Here is a 19,197-nt window from a genome sequence, read left to right on the forward strand (position 1 = left end):
GAATTATATTTATATTGTTATTATTTATCTTAATATTAATTTAAAGGGGTGATAAAAGTGCACGAATATGATGATATTATGTCTGTTTCAACGGATATATATAATTATTTTAGTAAGATTACAAAAGAAGCTGCTAGAAATGCGTATGAACAGTGGGATATTTCTGAAGCACGTTCGCAGTCTGGAACTTTATCATTATATTTGGAAAATATTTCTAAAAATATTGATAGTTACTCGAATGATGAATTGAGTAAAATGATTTACACTATTTCTCGAGCTCAAAGGGAAATATTTAAATTACTATAGTATTTAAGCACATACGAAATTGTATGTGCTTTTTATGTGAATAAACGCAAATCATACACTGAGCGCATGGTTTTGGAATGGTTCTACCGTTGTATTAAAATAGTTATTTCAACATGCTAGAATAATATTTAGTCAGTCACCCAATATTATATGCATGAGGAGATACTAAAATGTCTAACGAAACACGTACAAAATGGAATTGTAATTATCACATAGTTTTTGCACCTAAAAATAGAAGTCTAATAATATCCGGAATTTTAAAAAGAGATATAGGATTAATTCAGAGACAAATATGTGAAAGAAGAGATATAGAAATAAAAGAATCTGAAGCATGTAAGGATTATATACACATGTTATTATGTACTCCACGAAAATTAAGTGTTTCTCAATTTGTAGTTTATTTAAAATGGAAAAGTAGTTTAAAATTTTATGACAGATATGCACATTTGAAATATAAATGTAGGAGTGGTTTTGATTATGCGCTCGATATGGGTAACACCTTGACGTTGAAAGTCCGATACAGGCTTGATTGTAGGAACTGCTAATGAAAGACAAGGGTGTCCATTATGAAATGGAATATGAAGGAAGTCGGAACGCAAACACTAGCACTGACAAACAGAAATATCATACAAGGGAAATATAGAATGGATGAATCTACTAAACAAGATGAAGTCCAATAATATCAGAGCTCTATATAGTAAATGATGCAGTGACATAAGTGAGAAGAAGCTACATCTTACTTGGAGAGGTCTCATCTGCGGTACTTTTATTGTAGTAACAACGGCTGTCTGGCTTCTCAATGCATTCATTTTTGAGAAGTCTAGTCAGTCATACGGGGGCAATACGACGAAATCTTTGTTACACAGGTGATTTCTGTTCTGCTACCAAAATCCGCCAACACCACATGTATGTTATCGTTCAATCATCGTTGGCTAGTTGAGAAAGGTCCTGAGAAGAACGCAAAGTCATTAGGGCAATCTTTTACCACAAATCATTGTGAGGGTATGTTAAACAAAACATTTGATCAATAGCATCAAAAATTTTTATGTCCCATCTTCGTCAATGTCAGTCGTATGACATCATCTAAAAACCATCCTCCGCAAATCACTTTAATAGTGTACAGAGTTTCCATAATCCACTATAATAAAATATGAATGTAAAATGGACGGGCTATATTTATTAGGAGGTAAAATTTTGAATTTAGTAAAGAAGAAAAATAAAGACATACGCATTATCCCCCTCGGTGGCGTAGGAGAAATCGCCAAAAACATGTATATCGTCGAAGTTGATGATGAAATGTTTATGCTTGATGCAGGGCTAAAGTTCCCTGAAGATGAAATGTTAGGCATTGATATTGTCATTCCTGATATTCAATACGTTTTAGAAAATAAACATAAATTAAAAGGTATTTTCTTAACACATGGACACGAACACGCGATTGGTGCAGTATCTTACATTTTAGAACAAGTCGAAGCACCGGTTTATGGTTCTAAATTAACGATTGGTTTAGTGAAAGAAAACTTAAAAGCACGTCAAATTAATAAGAAAATTCGCTATTATGTGGTGAATAATGAATCTGTCATGCGTTTTAAAGGTGTGAATATTACATTCTTTAATACGACACATAGTATTCCAGATAGTTTAGGTGTATGTATTCATACGTCTTATGGTGCGATTGTGTATACAGGTGAGTTTAAATTTGACCAAAGTTTACACGGCCATTATGCGCCAGATATGAAGAAAATGGCTGAGTTAGGTGAAGAAGGGGTTTTCGCATTATTAAGCGATTCTACTGAAGCTGAAAAACCGGGTTATAACACACCTGAAAACGTCATTGAAAGTCATATGTTTGATGCGTTTGCGAAAGTGACGGGCCGTCTTATCGTATCATGTTATGCATCTAACTTTATTCGCATTCAACAAGTGTTAAATATCGCAAATAGATTAAATAGAAAAGTATCATTTTTAGGCCGTTCATTAGAAAGTTCATTCAGTATTGCACGTAAGATGGGCTATTTCAACATTCCAAAAGATCTATTAATTCCTATGAGCGAAGTTGACAATTATCCGAAAAATGAAGTGATCATTATTGCGACAGGGATGCAAGGTGAGCCTGTAGAAGCATTGAGTCAAATGGCACGTCAAAAACATAAAATTATGAATATCCAAAAAGGTGACTCTGTATTCCTTGCGATTACTGCTTCAGCCAATATGGAAGTCATTATTGGTAATACGTTAAATGAGCTTGTGCGTGCGGGTGCACATATTATTCCGAACAACAAAAAAATTCATGCTTCAAGTCACGGCTGTATGGAAGAATTGAAATTAATGCTCAACATGATGAAACCTGAGTATTTCATTCCAATTCAAGGTGAGTTTAAAATGCAAATTGCACATGCGAAACTTGCGAGTGAAGCAGGTGTAAACCCTGAAAAAATCTTCTTAGCCGAAGCGGGCGATGTGATTCATTATGATGGTGAAGATATGAGCTTGAATGAAAAAGTGAATGCAGGTAATGTACTCATCGATGGTATCGGTGTGGGTGATGTCGGTAATATCGTGTTACGTGACCGTCATTTACTTGCTGAAGATGGTATTTTTATCGCTGTCGTTACACTTGATCCTAAGAATAGAAGAATTGCGGCTGGCCCTGAAATTCAATCGAGAGGGTTCGTATACGTTCGTGAAAGTGAAGCATTACTTAAAGAAGCAGAGGAAAAGGTACGTGAAATTGTAGAAGCTGGCTTACAAGAAAAGCGCATTGAATGGTCTGAAATGAAACAGAATATGCGTGACCAAGTGAGTAAGTTACTCTTTGAAAGCACACGTAGACGACCAATGATTATTCCAGTGATTTCAGAAATTTAGTTTTAAAATCAGTGTGAAGTTCAAACAAGAAAACGAATCTTACTCTTTGAAAGCCACGCCATTTTAAAGAGGAGATTCGCTTTTTTCATCATACAGGTTGATGACATCATTTTTTAGAAAGTAGAAGGTGACGAAGCATGGCGCAAACCAAGAAACGGAAATCCCAAACGACGCGCAATAGAAAGCGTACTTCGAAAAAGAAACAAAATGATACGCCTATTCGATTTATACTCGCTATTGTGATGGTCATCGCCATAATGTTAGGTGTATTTCAACTCGGCCTCGTGGGTATGGTCATTGATAGCTTTTTTAATTACTTATTTGGTTTAACGCGTTATCTTACATACTTTTTACTCTTATTAGCGATTGGCTTCATCGCTTATAACGGCAAATTACCCAAAACGCGTCGATTAACTGGATCGATTGTGTTGCAAATAGCGCTGTTGTTTGTCGCTCAACTCTATTTTATGGCGACAGGTGATATGAGGGCACAACGAGAGCCTGTGTTATCTTACGTGTTCCAAAGTTATGACGCGACGGAACATATGCAATTTGGTGGCGGATTGTTCGGTTTTTATCTTGTACATCTTTTATTGCCACTTATCTCGCTAGCTGGGGTGGTCTTACTCACGCTTGTATTACTCGTTTCAAGTGGTATTTTATTACTGAAAAAGCGTCATCGTGATGTCGCAAAAGTATGGTTGGAACAGTTTAAACAATCTACAACATCGTCATACGAAAAGGTGAAGGCGCATCAAACTGAACGCCGTATGACAAGAAAAGAGAAAAAAGAGCAAAAACGACTTGAACGCGAACAGCAACGTGCCATAGAGCCGAAAGATGTTTCGGATTTTCCGGAAGTTAATATTGAAGAAGACGAACCGACAGATTATCCGTCTATTCCCATTTTCGGACATCAATCAACAGAAGTAGACACACCGCGTCAGCAACCTGCACAAAAACAGTCGACACCGCCGGCACAATCTGATACACCACAGCGCCATAACGTGGCAACTCAAACGCACAATGAGGTAGAGGCCAGTGAATCAGAAGGCAGCATCACAGAAGCGGGAGCAGCGGAAAATCAACAATATGAAATCCCACCACTCTCGTTATTGAACGAACCGAAGCATCAACAAACAACTTCTAAAACGGAAGTGCAGCGTAAAGGTAAATTGCTCGAAACGACATTGAAAAACTTTGGTGTTGATGCGAAAGTGACGCAAATTAAGATTGGACCTGCCGTGACACAATATGAAGTGCAACCGGCGCAAGGGGTTAAAGTCAGTCGTATTGTCAATTTGCATAACGATATTGCACTTGCACTTGCTGCGAAAGATATTCGAATTGAAGCGCCAATTCCAGGTAAATCAGCTGTGGGTATTGAAGTCCCTAATCAAAAAGTGGCAATTGTCACATTAAAAGAAGTGTTGGATGAAAAGTTTCCAGCGAAAAATAAGTTGGAAGTCGCATTAGGTCGAGATATTTCAGGGGAACCGGTCACTGCAGAATTGAATAAAATGCCACACTTGTTAGTCGCTGGTTCTACGGGAAGCGGTAAATCCGTTTGTATTAACGGAATCATTACGAGTATTTTGTTGAATGCCAAGCCGCATGAAGTGAAGTTGATGATGATTGACCCTAAAATGGTAGAATTAAATGTGTATAACGGTATTCCACATTTATTGACGCCAGTTGTCACAAATCCACATAAAGCTGCACAAGCCCTTGAAAAAGTGGTAGCAGAGATGGAAAGACGTTACGATTTATTCCAGCATTCTGGTACGCGAAATATCGAAGGGTATAATGACTTTATTACACGTAAAAATAAAGAACTGTCAGAAAAAGAGGCATTACTACCGTATATTGTTGTGATTGTCGATGAGTTAGCTGACTTAATGATGGTAGCAGGTAAAGATGTTGAAACTGCTATTACGCGTATAACACAAATGGCACGTGCTGCAGGGATACATTTGATTATCGCGACACAACGTCCGTCTGTTGATGTCATTACGGGCTTAATTAAAAATAACATTCCGACACGTATCGCATTTGCGGTGAGTTCGCAAACAGATTCGCGTACCATTATTGATAGTGGTGGTGCTGAGAAGCTGTTAGGTAAAGGGGATATGCTCTTTATTAAAAATGGTGGATCGACGAGAACGCGTGTACAAGGTGCTTTTTTAAGCGATCAAGAAGTACAAACTGTCGTCGATTATGTCGTGGCCCAACAAAAAGCAAATTACGTGAAAGAAATGGAGCCCGATGCGGTAACAGAAGGCAGCTCTGAAAGCGAAAGTGATGATCCACTATATAAAGAAGCGTATTTGTTTGTGCTCGAACAACAAAAGGCCAGTACGTCACTGCTTCAACGCCAGTTTAGAATTGGTTATAATCGTGCATCAAGAATTATGGATGATTTAGAACGTAATCAAGTGATTGGCCCACAAAAAGGGAGTAAACCGAGACAGATTTTAGTTGATTTAAATGAGGGAGAGGTGTAACTCATATGTCTGTAAATCCTGATGTTAATATTGTAAAAGAATGGATTCTTAAAGAAATAGAGGCAAAAAACATCAAACCTGGTGAATCATTACCAGGTTTATTATCCATTGCACGTAGACTTGATGTCGCAACAGATCATGTACAAGTGGCGATTCATGAATTGGTGACAGAGCAAATTATTACGCAAAACTTTGAGGAAGGCGCGCGTGTGAAAATTCCACAACCGTTTTTCTATCCTTTAGATGAATTGATGAGCATTGGTCGTATGATTTCTGATAAAGGTTATGAAAGTGGAACGGTATTTTTAAGTCTTGATGAAGAAGTGGCTTCTCTCGACGATTGTAAAATTATGCAATTAGAACCGAACTCACAGATTACAGTGATTGAGCGTATACGTACAGCTAATGGTCAGCCTGTCGTATATTGTTTGGATAAAGTCACGACAAATGTGTTGGCGCATTTTGGGACACATAATCAACAAACATCCATTTTAAAAGCGATTGAAGCCGAGAGTCATCAAACGATTGCTTACGCTGAAACTGAGATGGAAGCGATTAGTTATGAACCTTATATTTCAGATGCATTAGAAGCAGACCCACAAGATGGCTTGATGTTATTGAAACAAGTTCATTACACAGAAGACGGTACACCGATACTTTATTCTTTAAATTATTTTAAAAGTAGCTTAGTGAAGTTTCGGACAATTCGAAAACGTCTATAAGTATATCAAAACGATTGTTAAAGGAGGAGTTGCATGAAACAACTTCAAGAACACCCGGATCAACGTATCACCGTTTTATCCACAAACAAATTTAAAACAACAACGATGATATTTAAATTCATGGCACCACTCGATAAAAAGACGATGACCCAGCGTTCATTGTTAAGTAAGTTACTCGTCCGTGCCACACAACAATATCCGACAGATAAAGCTTTCAATCAATATCTTTCTGAATTGTATGGTGCGTATGTGAATAGTTACGTCTCGAAGTATAAAGACCGTCACGTTATTTCGGTTACACTTGAAATCGTGAATGAACGTTATTTGTTAGATGATGAACCATTGTTCGACAAGGGCATTGCATTATTGAAAGAGGTCATTCTCAATCCACTCGTTCGAAATGGTGCTTTTGATGAAACATTTGTCGACCAAGAGAAAAGTTTATTAAAGAAAAAACTGACAGCGATTGAAGATAATAAATCACAAATTGCCTATTTACGCTTACTAAGGCATATGTTTGGTGAGCATCCATACAGTTATATGGCAGCAGGAGATCTTGGTGAAATTGACAGCATTACAGCGACAGATCTCTATCATACATATCGCTCGATGTTAGACAACGACTACTGTTCAGTTTATGTAGTAGGCAATGTTGAGGAAGCAGCGACCATTCAACATATCCAATCAGAATTCAATATTCAACCTTTTACATATCAAGTGACACAATTTGGTCAACATATCCAGCATGATGCACCCGTTAATGAAGTGATTGAACAAGACAATGTGGATCAAGCGAAATTAAACATGGGCTTTCGTTTTCCTACGCAATATGGCGATAAAGATTTTTATGCATTGCTTGTGTTTAATATGATGTTTGGCGGTGATCCGTCTTCAGTATTATTTAATGAAGTCCGTGAACAGAAGAGTCTCGCTTACTCGATTCATTCACAAATTGATGGTAAAAATGGCTTTCTATTTGTGATGAGTGGTGTTTCAGCTAAAGATTACGAATTAGCGAAAGTAACGATTATCGAGGCATTTAACCGATTTAAAGCAGGCGAATTTTCAGATGATAAAATGGAATTAGCGAAGAAAATCATTTTATCAGGACGTAAAGAATCCAAAGACCGTCCAAAAAATATGATTGAAATGATGCATAATCAATTGTTGCTCGAAATCCCAGAAACGGATGCACAATATGAAGCACGTATCAAAGCGGTGAAACACGAAGATATTCAACGACTCTGTCAAAATGCCCATCTCGATACGATTTATATTTTGACAAAGGAGGATGATACGAATGAATGAAACATATTACCAACAAATCGATGAGACGGTCTATCATTCTACCTTGGCGAATGGCTTGAATCTTTTCATTATCCCAAAGAAAGATTTTCAGAAAACGTTTGTCACATACACGACGCAGTTTGGTTCATTAGACCATCGTTTTAAACCCCATGGCGCTGACGAATTTGTTTCAGTACCAGATGGCGTTGCACATTTCTTAGAACATAAATTGTTTGAAAAAGAAGAAGGCGACTTATTTACCGAATTTGCTGAACATGATGCACAAGTCAATGCGTTTACAAGTTTTGACCGCACGAGTTATTTATTTAGCGCAACGAATCATATTGATGAAAATATTTTACGTCTATTAAAAATGGTAGAATCACCATACTTTTCAGAAGCATCAGTAGAAAAAGAAAAAGGGATCATTGCTGAAGAGATTAAAATGTATCAAGAACAACCGGGATACCGATTAATGTTTAATACGTTACGTGCGATGTATCAAGAGCATCCTGTACGTGTTGATATTGCAGGATCGGTGGAGAGCATTTATGAAATTACAAAAGACGATTTATATTTATGTTATGAAACATTTTATCATCCTTCTAATATGGTGCTATTTGTCGTAGGTGATGTTGATCCAGATCATATTGAAAATTTAGTCCGTACGCACGAAGACGCACGCGGTATCGTCGCACAACCAGAAATTGTACGTGATCCGTTACGTGAAACGTCCGAAGTGGTTGAATCTCAAGTCGTCGAATCGATGCCGATACAATCACCAAGAATCATGCTCGGTTTAAAGCATCCAGTTTATGACATGCCACTGCATCAAGGTGTCAAAGAAGATATCGAAATGTCATTTTTCTTTGAGATGATCTATGGCGAAGAAACGAATTTTTATCAGTCGCTGTTGAGCCAAGATTTAATTGATGATACGTTCAGTTATCAAACGGTCATTGAACCGACCTACAGTTTTTCACTCATTACATCTGCAACGACAGAACCTGAACAGTTAAAGACGATGCTGTTAGATGAATTACATGCTCGTATTGGTACTTTAGATGATCAGCATGCTTTTGATTTATTAAAGCGTCAGTTTATTGGTGAATACATTTCAAGTTTAAATGCACCGGAATATATTGCGAATCAATCCACAAAGTTTTATTTCGACGGTGTGAGTTTATTTGAATTATTAAATGTAATCGATAGCATTACGTTAGATACGATGAATGAAACTGTTCGCCGTCGTATGGATATGAATGCACTTGTCGATAGCCGTTTGGAGATTAAAATGCCATGAAAGCAATCGTCATCGGAGGATCTGGAACAATAGGTCGTGCAATTACGCATGACCTTCTTTCAAATGGTTATGAAGTGATTGTGACGTATCATCAAACCCCGTTAGCCACATTGGTGGAAGCGTATCAAGGGCAACCTGTGCAATTTGTGCAGCTCGATTTATCTCAACCTGTGAATCTAGAGGAAAAATTAGGTTTTATCCAAAATCTAGACGTATTGGTTTATGCGAGCGGTCATAGTTTATTTGGGATGCTGCAAGATATGACGGATACGGATATTCATGAAGCTTATCAAGTGCATGTTTTTCATTTCATCAAAATCACACAATATTTCGTTAACCAACTCATTCAAAGTCCACATGGTAGAGTTGTGGCCATTTCGTCTATTTGGGGCGAAACGGGTACAAGTTTTGAAACGATTTATTCTAGTATGAAAGCGGCACAAATTGGTTTTGTGAAATCCTTGGCCAAAGAATTAGCCCGTACATCAGTGACAGTTAATGCGATTGCACCTGGTGTCGTCGCTGGTACAATGACGGATGCACTAGATATTGATGCACGTGAAGCATTGTTAGAAGAATTGCCTCAAAATCATTGGATTGATCCTAAAGAAATTGCACATGCGACACGCTTCTTGTTATCGCCATTATCACAAAGTATCACCGGCACAGTTCAACGTATTAATGGTGGTTGGTATTGTTAGTTTGATATAATAGAAGTTAAAGATAACGCCACTGTCGACATTAAGGGGGATTTTGATGATTACACGAGAAAAACGCGAATGGTATTTAGAATATCAAATTAATGTGAACCGTGCAGGGTTATTAGGTGATGTTTCGAGTTTATTAGGGATGATGGGGATTAATATTGGAACGATTAATGGGATTGATCAATCCATTCGTGCCTTTATTATCAAATCAGATAGCGAAGAAAAAATTAAACGGTTTGAGACATTATTAGAGGAAATTGATGACATTTCATTAAGAGTCTTACGTGAACCTGAGTTGAAAGATAGACTTGCAGTGAGACACGGACGATATGTCAAACAAGATGAACATGATAAAAAAATATTCCGTTTTGAAAGAGATGACTTAGGTTTACTGGTCGATTTTATGGCAGAACTCTTTAAGGAAGAAGGCCATAAATTGATCGGTATTCGCGGGATGCCACGTGTTGGTAAAACGGAGTCCATTGTTGCAGGAAGCGTTTCTGCACACAAAAAATGGTTGTTCATTAGTTCGACGCTCATTAAGCAAACAGTGAGAAGTTCTTTGATTAAAGGCGAATATGATAAAGATCACGTATACATTATTGATGGGGCAGTGACAGCGAGAGAAACGAATCCGAAACACCAGGAACTCGTGAAAGAAGTCATGACCTTGCCATCTGTTAAAGTGGTAGAACATCCAGATTTATTTGTCGAAGCAAGTGACTATATTATGGATGATTTTGATTACATTATCGAATTGCGTGCTGAAGAAAACCAAGAAATTGAATATGAAGAAATGAAGAAGAAAACAGTCAAAAGTAAAAATAATTTAGATTTTGGTGATACTTTTGGCGGCTTTGGTGACGGTTTTGGTGATGGCTTCGGTTCATTGTAACGATGGGGGGGAATGACAGTTGCGGACCATTGGAGAAGTATTACAAAGCAAAAGAGAACGTTTAGGTATGACCCTAACTGAATTAGAAAAGAGAACACAAATTCAACGAGAGACGCTTATGGATATTGAACAAAATCGTTTTGATCAGTTTAAACATCCGAACCACATTCGTGGGTTTATTCAAAAATATGCACAGTCTGTCAATATTGATGGGCGTTTACTCATGGAGAAACATAATGAAGAATTACCTGCAGTCCAACGTCAAGCACATGTCATTTTAGAACAAATCGCACAGCAAAAAGCGGTGTTGAATTTTACACAAACAGATCAACAACCGAAAAAAGTAGCCATTTTAATAGGTTTATTGACAGGTGTCACAGCGGTACTTTGGGTGCTCATGACCCTTATGTTATAATAAGAGCATCAGATATAGATTGAGTGAAAAGAGGAGCAAACATGAATATACCGAATCAGATTACCGTCTTTCGTGTTATTTTAATCCCTATTTTTATGTTATTTGCACTTGTAGATTTTGGAATGGGGCAAGTGACATTTTTGGGAGGACAACCGATTCGAATTGAATTTTTAATCAGTGGTATCATCTTTATTTTGGCATCGCTAAGTGACTTTTTAGACGGTTATTTAGCACGCAAATGGCAAATCGTCACAAATATGGGCAAATTTTTAGACCCACTTGCTGACAAACTCCTTGTCTCTGCGGCATTGATTGTGCTCGTTGAACTTGGTTTAACGAATTCAGTCGTGGCAGTAATCATCATTGCACGTGAATTTGCAGTGACAGGATTACGTTTATTGCAAATTGAACAAGGATTTGTGAGTGCTGCGGGTCAATTAGGAAAAATTAAAACGGCCGTGACGATGGTTGCATTGATTTTAATTTTATTAGGCGAACCATTCAGTCAATGGATCGGTTTCAGCTTAGGACAAGTATTACTATACATCGGTGTGTTTTTCACAGTGCTTTCTGGTATTGAGTACTTTTACAAAGGCCGTGACGTATTTTTACAAGACAAAAAATAATTAGCGTACATATTTCAAAAATAATGGCAATACATGAATTATCCATGTTGCCTACAATATGACGTTTTTCAAAATTGCAAACTTGAATGGCTAGGGTCAGTATCCTAGTCATTTTTATTGGTTTTGGGGACAAATCTGATGTTTGATAAAATGATTACAGTAATTGATTGGATGAACTTTATCTTTTTTATATTGTCATCTTCTAGGATAAAATAAGAGAGAACACTTCAATCAACGTGAATGATAGATAGGGGACGAAAACATGAAAGTATGTATTATCGCAGTGGGATCAGAACTGCTATTAGGCCAAATTGTGAATACGAATGCACAATTTGTATCGCAAAAATTTAACGAAGCGGGGCATCATGTATTGGAACATATTGTCGTTGGGGATAATGCACAACGACTTGAAAATGTGACAAGACGTGCTTTACAACAATACGATGTGCTCGTATTTACAGGGGGACTTGGTCCGACGAAAGATGATTTAACGAAACAAACCGTAGCAGATGTTTTAAATCAAAAGCTTGTTATGAACCAAGAAGCGATGGATTATATTGAACACTATTTCAAACAACATGGTAAAGTGATGACACCGAACAATAAACAACAAGCGCTAGTGATTGAAGGGGCTGAAGTTTTGGCGAATAAAGTCGGTATGGCACCTGGTATTTATGTTCAACACGACAATCGACATATCGTGATGTTGCCGGGGCCTCCTAAAGAACTTCAGCCTATGGTCGTGAATGAATTGATGCCGTATTTCTCACAAGGTGGTCAAACAATTGAATCAGAAGTATTACGTTTTAGTGGTATGGGTGAATCTCAAGTTGAAACAGAACTTATGGACTTGATTGATGCGCAGTCAAATCCAACGATTGCGCCGTTAGCTGGTACGCATGAAGTGACCATTCGACTGACAGCAAGTGGAGAAAATACAGAAATGACGAAGCAGCGCATTGCACCGATTAAAGAAGAGATATTGAAGCGCATCGGGTTGTATTATTATGGTTCAGATGACATGACACCAGAACGGGCCGTGTTAGCATTGCAACGACAAACATTTGCAGTGTATGATCAAGTGACAGATGGCTTATTACATGCACGTTTGAAACAAGAAGATACCAAACATTTACTAAAAGGGTATATGTTACATCACCCTCAATTTATAGATGACGCTCTTTCTATAAAAGGTCAGCTTTATACAGCAGCGTATTTTGTTCAAGCGCTTTATGAGAGTGAGCAATCCATCAGTCTGCTCTCAAAAAATAACACCGTTTATATTGGATTATTGAATGGCGATACGTTCCACATTAAAACGTTTCAAATGGCCCAAATGAGACATTTACAACGTGACAGAAGTCAAAATTATATTTTAATTACGTGGTTAAATTGGCTAAAACATCTCGATAATCCTTCTATTATTGACAAAATATAAGTACATGCGTTCTGTTTTGGTGAAACTGCACTTCAAAAATAACGAACAAACATTCGCAAAACACTTGTAATTTGATTTAATACCATGTATAGTAGAATTAAATTAAAAGGAAATTTCGATCAAGTAGGGGGTCCTAAATTGGATAATGAACGTCAAAAAGCGCTAGATACAGTAATTAAAAACATGGAAAAATCATTTGGTAAAGGTGCCGTAATGAAATTGGGCGAGAATAAAGATCGCCGTGTTTCAAGTGTTTCAAGTGGTTCGGTAACGCTAGACCATGCATTAGGAGTTGGCGGCTATCCTAAAGGTCGTATCATCGAAGTTTATGGCCCCGAAAGTTCTGGTAAAACAACAGTCGCTTTACATGCCATTGCTGAGGTGCAAAAAAATGGTGGGGTTGCTGCATTCATTGATGCCGAACACGCACTCGATCCAGTATACGCCCAAGTATTAGGTGTAGATATAGATAACTTATACCTTTCACAACCAGACCACGGGGAGCAAGGACTTGAAATTGCAGAGGCCTTTGTCAGAAGTGGTGCAGTGGATATTATTATTATCGACTCAGTTGCAGCATTGACACCTAAAGCTGAGATTGAAGGTGAAATGGGAGATACGCACGTTGGTTTACAAGCGCGGTTAATGTCTCAAGCATTGCGTAAACTTTCAGCAGCCATTTCAAAATCAAAAACGACAGCAATCTTTATTAACCAAATTCGTGAAAAAGTAGGGGTTATGTTCGGTAACCCTGAAACAACGCCAGGCGGCCGTGCACTGAAATTCTACAGTTCAGTACGTTTAGAAGTCCGTCGTGCGGAACAATTGAAACAAGGTCAAGATATTGTAGGTAACCGTACTAAAATTAAAGTTGTTAAAAATAAAGTTGCACCACCATTCAAAGTAGCAGAAGTGGATATCATGTATGGTAAAGGGATTTCACGTGAAGGCGAATTAATTGATTTAGGTGTGCAATACGACATTGTAGATAAATCAGGTGCTTGGTATTCATATAATGGTGAACGTATGGGTCAAGGTAAAGAGAATGTCAAACAATTCTTACTTGAAAACCCTCAACTTGAGGATGAAATTGATCGCAAATTGCGAGAAAAGCTTGGCATTTATGATGGTGATGTTGAAGAACCTGAACAAGAAGAAACACAAACACTTTTTGATGAATAATGTTAGATAACATACAGCTAAAAAGAAATTGATTCAATAAAAAAGCGATGTGTGCAGGATTTATCCATTCTGTACCGATCGCTTTTTATTTGTTATCGCAACAGAAACCTTGATTTTTCGTTGTTCAAAACGTACAATTGAACTTGTATGATTCTTATTTTATCCATATAATCATATAGATTGATTAACATACAGAACGAAATCCTAGAAAAAGGAGGTGTTTGTGTGAATTTATTAAGCCTCTTACTCATTTTGCTGGGTATCATTCTAGGAGTTGTTGTAGGGTATTTTATCGCCCAAAACTTGATTTACCAAAAGCAGTTGCAAGCTAAACAAACTGCGAAAGATATTCTTGAACAAGCAAACAAAGAAGCAGAAAACCTTAAAAAAGAGAAATTAATCGAAGCGAAGGAAGAAAATCAAATTCTCCGAGAACGTGCTGAAAACGAACTTAGAGAACGACGTACTGAGCTTCAAAGGCAAGAATCCCGACTTCTTCAAAAAGAGGAAAACTTGGAGCGTAAATCTGATCTTCTCGACAAGAAAGATGAGATTTTAGAGCAAAAAGAATCTAAAATTGAAGAAAGACAACAACAAGTAGATGCAAAAGAGAGTAGTGTTCAATCAATAATAATGAAGCACGAACAAGAACTAGAACGCATCTCCGGTCTCACACAAGAAGAAGCACGTAAAGAACAATTATCACGTGTAGAAGATGAGTTGTCACAAGATATTGCAGTACTTGTTAAAGAAAAAGAAAATGAAGCAAAAGAAAAAGTAAACCAAAATGCTAAAGAGTTGCTCGCAACAGTTGTGCAACGTTTTGCTGCAGATCATACTTCTGAATCAACAGTTTCAGTTGTAAACTTGCCTAATGATGAAATGAAAGGACGAATTATCGGTCGTGAAGGTCGTAACATTCGTACGCTAGAAACACTTACAGGTATTGATTTAATTATTGATGATACGCCAGAAGCTGTTATTTTATCAGGTTTTGATCCGATTCGACGAGAAATTGCGAAAACAGCATTAATTAATCTCGTGTCAGATGGGCGTATTCATCCTGGACGCATAGAAGATATGGTTGAAAAATCAAGACGTGAGGTTGACGAAATTATTCGTGACGCTGGTGAACATGCAACTTTCGAATTGAATGTTCATAATATGCATCCAGATTTAATTAAAATATTAGGTCGTATGCATTATCGTACAAGTTACGGACAAAATGTATTGAAACATTCTATTGAAGTTGCGCACCTTTCAGGGATGCTTGCTGCAGAACTGAATGAAGATGTGACATTAGCGAAACGTGCAGGTTTATTACATGATATTGGTAAGGCGATTGACCATGAAGTGGAAGGCAGTCACGTAGAAATCGGTGTAGAGTTAGCTAAAAAATATGGCGAACCTGAAACAGTGATTAATGCGATACATTCTCATCATGGTGATGTGGAGCCAACCTCTATCATCTCAATTTTAGTTGCTGCAGCCGATGCATTATCTGCTGCAAGACCAGGGGCAAGAAAAGAAACATTAGAGAACTATATTAAGCGTTTAGAGCGTTTAGAAGAAATCTCTGAGAATTATGAAGGTGTTGAAAAGGCCTTTGCAATTCAAGCAGGTCGAGAAATTCGTGTGATTGTAGAACCTGAGACGATAGATGACTTAAAATCTCACCGTTTAGCGCGAGATATTAAAAATCAAATTGAAGGTGAACTGCAATATCCGGGTCATATCAAAGTGACAGTCGTTCGTGAGACGAGAGCAATTGAATATGCGAAATAATTGCGTATGAAAACGAAAAGCAAGTTTCTTTATTAAAGGGTATAAAGAAACTTGCTTTTTTATATTGTGTAAAAAATTGTTCAAATTGATTCACGTGCTTACATACAAGACACTTGCGTGATAAAGTTGAAAATATCCCGCAGAAATCAAGCTGTTAGTACCAATAAGAACGATTTTAATCATTTCGATGTTTTATCTAGAAAGATTTAATTCAGTCTCTTTCAATTCCTCCAATGCGCTTGCGGTATCATAGCAATTTGAAGAAATATTCGTGTAACGTTCTGCTAAACGATAGGCATGGATATACAAATCAATGCTTTCTTTCGCTATTTCTTCAGGCTCCTCCTTTTTTGACGGATTCGCACTGACTACAAGTTCTGCAAATTTTTCTGGATCAATATGAATTGACATAAATTAATAAACAGCTCCTAGTTTTTTGTTTTAAACATGACTTATGAATGATTTGCACCATAAGCCTTCCTAAATTTGCATTACCCTCTTCACTGTCAATTAATCATAATTTTTCATTCAAGCAAACACTTGAATATGATGCCAAAAGACGTTATAATTTTAATATAAAAATAATATATAAAAGGAATTGAGATGTAATGACTCAAAAAATTGCAACTTGTGATACGTTTAGTATTGATGTTGAAGCTGTGCAACAATCAAAAGCCGAGATTGCTGCATCGAATATTGAGCTGGTCAGTCAAATGTTTAAAAGTATAGCCGACACGAATCGTTCCAAAATTGTGTTCGCACTTTGTCATCATGACGAATTGTGTGTTTGTGACATTGCGGAAATTTTAAATATTACCGTAGCAAATGCATCTCACCATTTAAGGTCACTCTATAAAAACGGTATTGTAACTTACCGAAAATCGGGGAAGCGCGCATTTTATCGTTTGTATGATGAACATATTCGACAATTGATGATGATTTCTATTGAACATAAGAAAGAAGTGGATGAAGATGATTCAAAGTCGTAAAACATACAAAATTGAAGGTCTATCATGCGCAAATTGTGCCGGAAAATTTGAGAGAAATGTGCAAAGGTTAGCCTCAGTTGAAGCGGCACAAGTGAATTTTGGTGCTTCAAAAATTTATGTGACGGGCAATCCTTCAGTTGAAGAGTTAGAAGGTGCAGGTGCTTTTGAGAACTTAAAGCTGACGTTGGATGAGCGTCAAAGGGATGTATCAAAGACTGAACAAAGTAATACGACACAACCGGCAACTTGGTTGGATAAAGCTAAACAATTTTATAGTGCACATCAAGCGGTTTGTGTAGCGACATTGTTGATGGCCTTGGGTTATACTTCACATTTCATGAGTGGGGAAAATCATGTGATGACCATGTTACTCTTCGCTTGTTCGATTGTATTAAGTGGAAGCGGTTTGCTCATTCGTGGTGTGAAAAATTTAGTACACCTTGAATTCGATATGCATACTTTGATGACGATTGCGGTCATAGGTGGTGCGCTCATTGGTCAATGGGGTGAAGTGGCAGCGGTTGTCATTTTATTTGCGATCAGTGAAGCACTCGAAACATTTTCTATGGATAAAGCACGTCAGTCGATGCAATCTTTAATGGATATCGCGCCAGATGAAGCAACAGTGATACGTGCAGGTCAACATGTAAAAGTCCCCGTAGATGACATTGCTATCGACGAAATATTATATATCAAGCCAGGACAAAAAATTGCGTTAGATGGTGTGGTCGTTGCAGGTCGCGCTGCAGTTAACGAAGCTGCTATTACAGGTGAGTCCATGCCAGTGGAAAAGGTGGAAGATGCCGAAGTATATGCAGGTACATTGAATGAAGATGGCGTCCTTGAAGTGCGCGTCACGAAAACCGCAGCACATACAACATTAGCCAAAATGATTCAACTCGTTGAAGAAGCACAAGTGAACCAAGCGCCAGCACAAGCGTTTATTGAAAAATTTGCACGTTATTATACGCCTGCCATTATGATCATCGCGTTACTCGTTGCGTTGGTGCCACCTTTTATCTTAGGTCAATCCTTTTTAACGTGGGTGTATCAAGGTTTAGCCGTTCTCGTTGTAGGCTGTCCTTGCGCGTTAGTCATAGCCACTCCGATTTCTATCGTATCGAGTATTGGTAATGCTGCAAAAAATGGTGTGCTCATTAAAGGAGGCATTCACCTTGAACAAATGAGTCGAATCCGGGCAGTCGCCTTTGATAAAACTGGAACTCTAACGATGGGTCAACCGGAAGTGACGACTGTTCAGACTTTAACAAATGCGGGTGTAGACTCCGATTTGATTGGACAAATTGCAGCAATTGAAAGTCGTTCGGATCATCCGCTTGCACGGGCAATTGTTCGATATGCACAAACCCAACAACATCATTTTGAACATTATGAAGTGACGGATTTTCATTCACAAACAGGTCAAGGTGTCACTGCAAACATTGAAGGGCGTCAATTCATTATTGGGCAACCACAAATGTTTCAATTGACCCAACCTGCTATTTCAACGCAAATTCAGCAATTACAAGAACAAGGGCACACGGTTATACTTGTTTCTGTGGACGGTACGTTATGCATGTTGATAGCGATGCGTGATGCTGTGCGTGAACAGTCTCAAAAAGCGATCAAAGCCCTCCGTGAACTTGGCATTCAACATACAGTGATGTTAACTGGCGACAATTCAAAAACAGCCCATGCGATTGCTCAAAAACTCAATATAACGGATGTTAAAGCGGATTTGATGCCAGTGGATAAATTAAATCAAATGGAACAGCTCAAACAGCAATACGGTACTGTTGCCATGGTCGGTGATGGCGTGAATGATGCCCCTGCATTGGCGAGTGCATCAGTTGGTATTGCGATGGGTGGTGCAAGTACAGATACTGCACTTGAAACCGCAGATATTGCGCTACTGAGTGACGATATGTCGAAACTACCTTTTACGTACCGTTTGAGTCAGAAAACGATGCGTATCATTAAGGCGAATATCACGTTCGCTATTCTGATTAAATTGGTGGCGTTGTTACTTGTGATTCCAGGCTGGTTAACATTGTGGATTGCAGTGTTTTCTGACATGGGTGCAACGTTGATTGTCGCTTTAAATGCGATTCGTTTATTGTATGTTAAAGCGAGTGATACAGAAGGAATGTCGCGTGAGTAATGCAACTAT

Annotated in this window: 16 protein-coding genes and 1 pseudogene; 16 read left to right on the forward strand and 1 reads right to left on the reverse strand. The window is 37.9% G+C overall.

The features are described 5' to 3' along the window. Nucleotides 1–57 precede the first annotated feature (57 nt). The 14 genes and pseudogenes from CD138_RS08585 to rny all read left to right on the forward strand — a co-directional run bounded on the left by CD138_RS08585 (nt 58) and on the right by rny (nt 16,038). Nucleotides 58–306, forward strand: a complete 249-nt coding sequence (locus tag CD138_RS08585) for a hypothetical protein (RefSeq protein WP_096559762.1) — start codon at nt 58–60, stop codon at nt 304–306. A gap of 170 nt (nt 307–476) precedes the next feature. Beyond that, nucleotides 477–764 (forward strand): annotated as a pseudogene (tnpA, locus tag CD138_RS08590) (IS200/IS605 family transposase); the annotation flags it as partial. A gap of 736 nt (nt 765–1,500) precedes the next feature. Continuing rightward, entirely contained in the window at nt 1,501–3,174 is a 1,674-nt protein-coding gene (gene rnjB / locus CD138_RS08600) for a ribonuclease J2 (protein ID WP_019167809.1), read from the forward strand. Between the two features lie 137 nt (nt 3,175–3,311). Then, a complete protein-coding gene (locus CD138_RS08605; protein WP_019167808.1) occupies nt 3,312–5,678 on the forward strand; it encodes a DNA translocase FtsK in 2,367 nt (788 codons plus the stop codon). A gap of 5 nt (nt 5,679–5,683) precedes the next feature. Beyond that, complete coding sequence (locus tag CD138_RS08610) at nt 5,684–6,400, forward strand: GntR family transcriptional regulator (protein ID WP_019167807.1); 717 nt, start codon at nt 5,684–5,686, stop codon at nt 6,398–6,400. 33 nt (nt 6,401–6,433) lie between these two features. Next, nucleotides 6,434–7,708 carry an EF-P 5-aminopentanol modification-associated protein YfmF gene (gene yfmF, locus CD138_RS08615; RefSeq protein WP_019167806.1) on the forward strand — a complete coding sequence of 425 codons (1,275 nt, stop codon included), beginning with the start codon at nt 6,434–6,436 and terminating at the stop codon, nt 7,706–7,708. Continuing rightward, a complete protein-coding gene (gene yfmH / locus CD138_RS08620) occupies nt 7,701–8,990 on the forward strand; it encodes an EF-P 5-aminopentanol modification-associated protein YfmH (protein ID WP_019167805.1) in 1,290 nt (429 codons plus the stop codon). Before yfmF ends, yfmH begins: the two co-directional genes overlap by 8 nt. Next, a complete protein-coding gene (gene ymfI, locus CD138_RS08625) occupies nt 8,987–9,691 on the forward strand; it encodes an elongation factor P 5-aminopentanone reductase (RefSeq protein WP_019167804.1) in 705 nt (234 codons plus the stop codon). The genes yfmH and ymfI overlap by 4 nt, the downstream gene beginning before the upstream one ends. Before the next feature lie 55 nt (nt 9,692–9,746). Further along, nucleotides 9,747–10,592 carry a YmfK family protein gene (locus tag CD138_RS08630; RefSeq protein WP_019167803.1) on the forward strand — a complete coding sequence of 282 codons (846 nt, stop codon included), beginning with the start codon at nt 9,747–9,749 and terminating at the stop codon, nt 10,590–10,592. A gap of 19 nt (nt 10,593–10,611) precedes the next feature. Next, nucleotides 10,612–11,007 (forward strand): helix-turn-helix domain-containing protein, encoded by a 396-nt coding sequence (locus tag CD138_RS08635; RefSeq protein WP_019167802.1) that lies wholly within the window; start codon nt 10,612–10,614, stop codon nt 11,005–11,007. A gap of 41 nt (nt 11,008–11,048) precedes the next feature. Continuing rightward, entirely contained in the window at nt 11,049–11,633 is a 585-nt protein-coding gene (pgsA, locus tag CD138_RS08640; RefSeq protein WP_014614051.1) for a CDP-diacylglycerol--glycerol-3-phosphate 3-phosphatidyltransferase, read from the forward strand. Nucleotides 11,634–11,895: 262 nt separating this feature from the next. Further along, a complete protein-coding gene (locus CD138_RS08645; RefSeq protein ID WP_019167801.1) occupies nt 11,896–13,071 on the forward strand; it encodes a CinA family nicotinamide mononucleotide deamidase-related protein in 1,176 nt (391 codons plus the stop codon). Nucleotides 13,072–13,209: 138 nt separating this feature from the next. Beyond that, nucleotides 13,210–14,253, forward strand: a complete 1,044-nt coding sequence (recA, locus tag CD138_RS08650; protein ID WP_019167800.1) for a recombinase RecA — start codon at nt 13,210–13,212, stop codon at nt 14,251–14,253. Between the two features lie 225 nt (nt 14,254–14,478). Continuing rightward, on the forward strand, nt 14,479–16,038 hold the full coding sequence (gene rny, locus CD138_RS08655) for a ribonuclease Y (RefSeq protein WP_019167799.1): 1,560 nt from the start codon (nt 14,479–14,481) through the stop codon (nt 16,036–16,038). Between the two features lie 192 nt (nt 16,039–16,230). Here rny and CD138_RS08660 read toward each other — a convergent pair whose 3' ends face one another. Continuing rightward, entirely contained in the window at nt 16,231–16,449 is a 219-nt protein-coding gene (locus CD138_RS08660) for a hypothetical protein (RefSeq protein ID WP_096559755.1), read from the reverse strand. A 197-nt stretch (nt 16,450–16,646) separates the two neighbouring features. Here CD138_RS08660 and CD138_RS08665 point away from each other — a divergent pair, with 197 nt between their 5' ends. Then, on the forward strand, nt 16,647–17,027 hold the full coding sequence (locus CD138_RS08665) for an ArsR/SmtB family transcription factor (RefSeq protein WP_019167797.1): 381 nt from the start codon (nt 16,647–16,649) through the stop codon (nt 17,025–17,027). After that, nucleotides 17,011–19,188 carry a heavy metal translocating P-type ATPase gene (locus CD138_RS08670; RefSeq protein ID WP_019167796.1) on the forward strand — a complete coding sequence of 726 codons (2,178 nt, stop codon included), beginning with the start codon at nt 17,011–17,013 and terminating at the stop codon, nt 19,186–19,188. Before CD138_RS08665 ends, CD138_RS08670 begins: the two co-directional genes overlap by 17 nt. The last annotated feature ends 9 nt before the right edge of the window (nt 19,189–19,197 follow it).

Origin of the sequence: Staphylococcus intermedius NCTC 11048 (genome assembly GCF_002902385.1) — a bacterium.
GTDB lineage: Bacteria > Bacillota > Bacilli > Staphylococcales > Staphylococcaceae > Staphylococcus > Staphylococcus intermedius.

What these genes read in the sequence shown, in the direction of transcription:
- CD138_RS08670 (WP_019167796.1), top strand. Translation starts at nt 17,011, where the DNA reads ATGATTCAAAGTCGTAAAACATACAAAATTGAAGGTCTATCATGCGCA.
- yfmF (WP_019167806.1), top strand. Translation starts at nt 6,434, where the DNA reads ATGAAACAACTTCAAGAACACCCGGATCAACGTATCACCGTTTTATCC.
- CD138_RS08605 (WP_019167808.1), top strand. Translation starts at nt 3,312, where the DNA reads ATGGCGCAAACCAAGAAACGGAAATCCCAAACGACGCGCAATAGAAAG.
- CD138_RS08665 (WP_019167797.1), top strand. Translation starts at nt 16,647, where the DNA reads ATGACTCAAAAAATTGCAACTTGTGATACGTTTAGTATTGATGTTGAA.
- ymfI (WP_019167804.1), top strand. Translation starts at nt 8,987, where the DNA reads ATGAAAGCAATCGTCATCGGAGGATCTGGAACAATAGGTCGTGCAATT.
- CD138_RS08645 (WP_019167801.1), top strand. Translation starts at nt 11,896, where the DNA reads ATGAAAGTATGTATTATCGCAGTGGGATCAGAACTGCTATTAGGCCAA.
- CD138_RS08660 (WP_096559755.1), bottom strand. Translation starts at nt 16,449, where the DNA reads ATGTCAATTCATATTGATCCAGAAAAATTTGCAGAACTTGTAGTCAGT.
- CD138_RS08610 (WP_019167807.1), top strand. Translation starts at nt 5,684, where the DNA reads ATGTCTGTAAATCCTGATGTTAATATTGTAAAAGAATGGATTCTTAAA.
- yfmH (WP_019167805.1), top strand. Translation starts at nt 7,701, where the DNA reads ATGAATGAAACATATTACCAACAAATCGATGAGACGGTCTATCATTCT.
- pgsA (WP_014614051.1), top strand. Translation starts at nt 11,049, where the DNA reads ATGAATATACCGAATCAGATTACCGTCTTTCGTGTTATTTTAATCCCT.
- CD138_RS08630 (WP_019167803.1), top strand. Translation starts at nt 9,747, where the DNA reads ATGATTACACGAGAAAAACGCGAATGGTATTTAGAATATCAAATTAAT.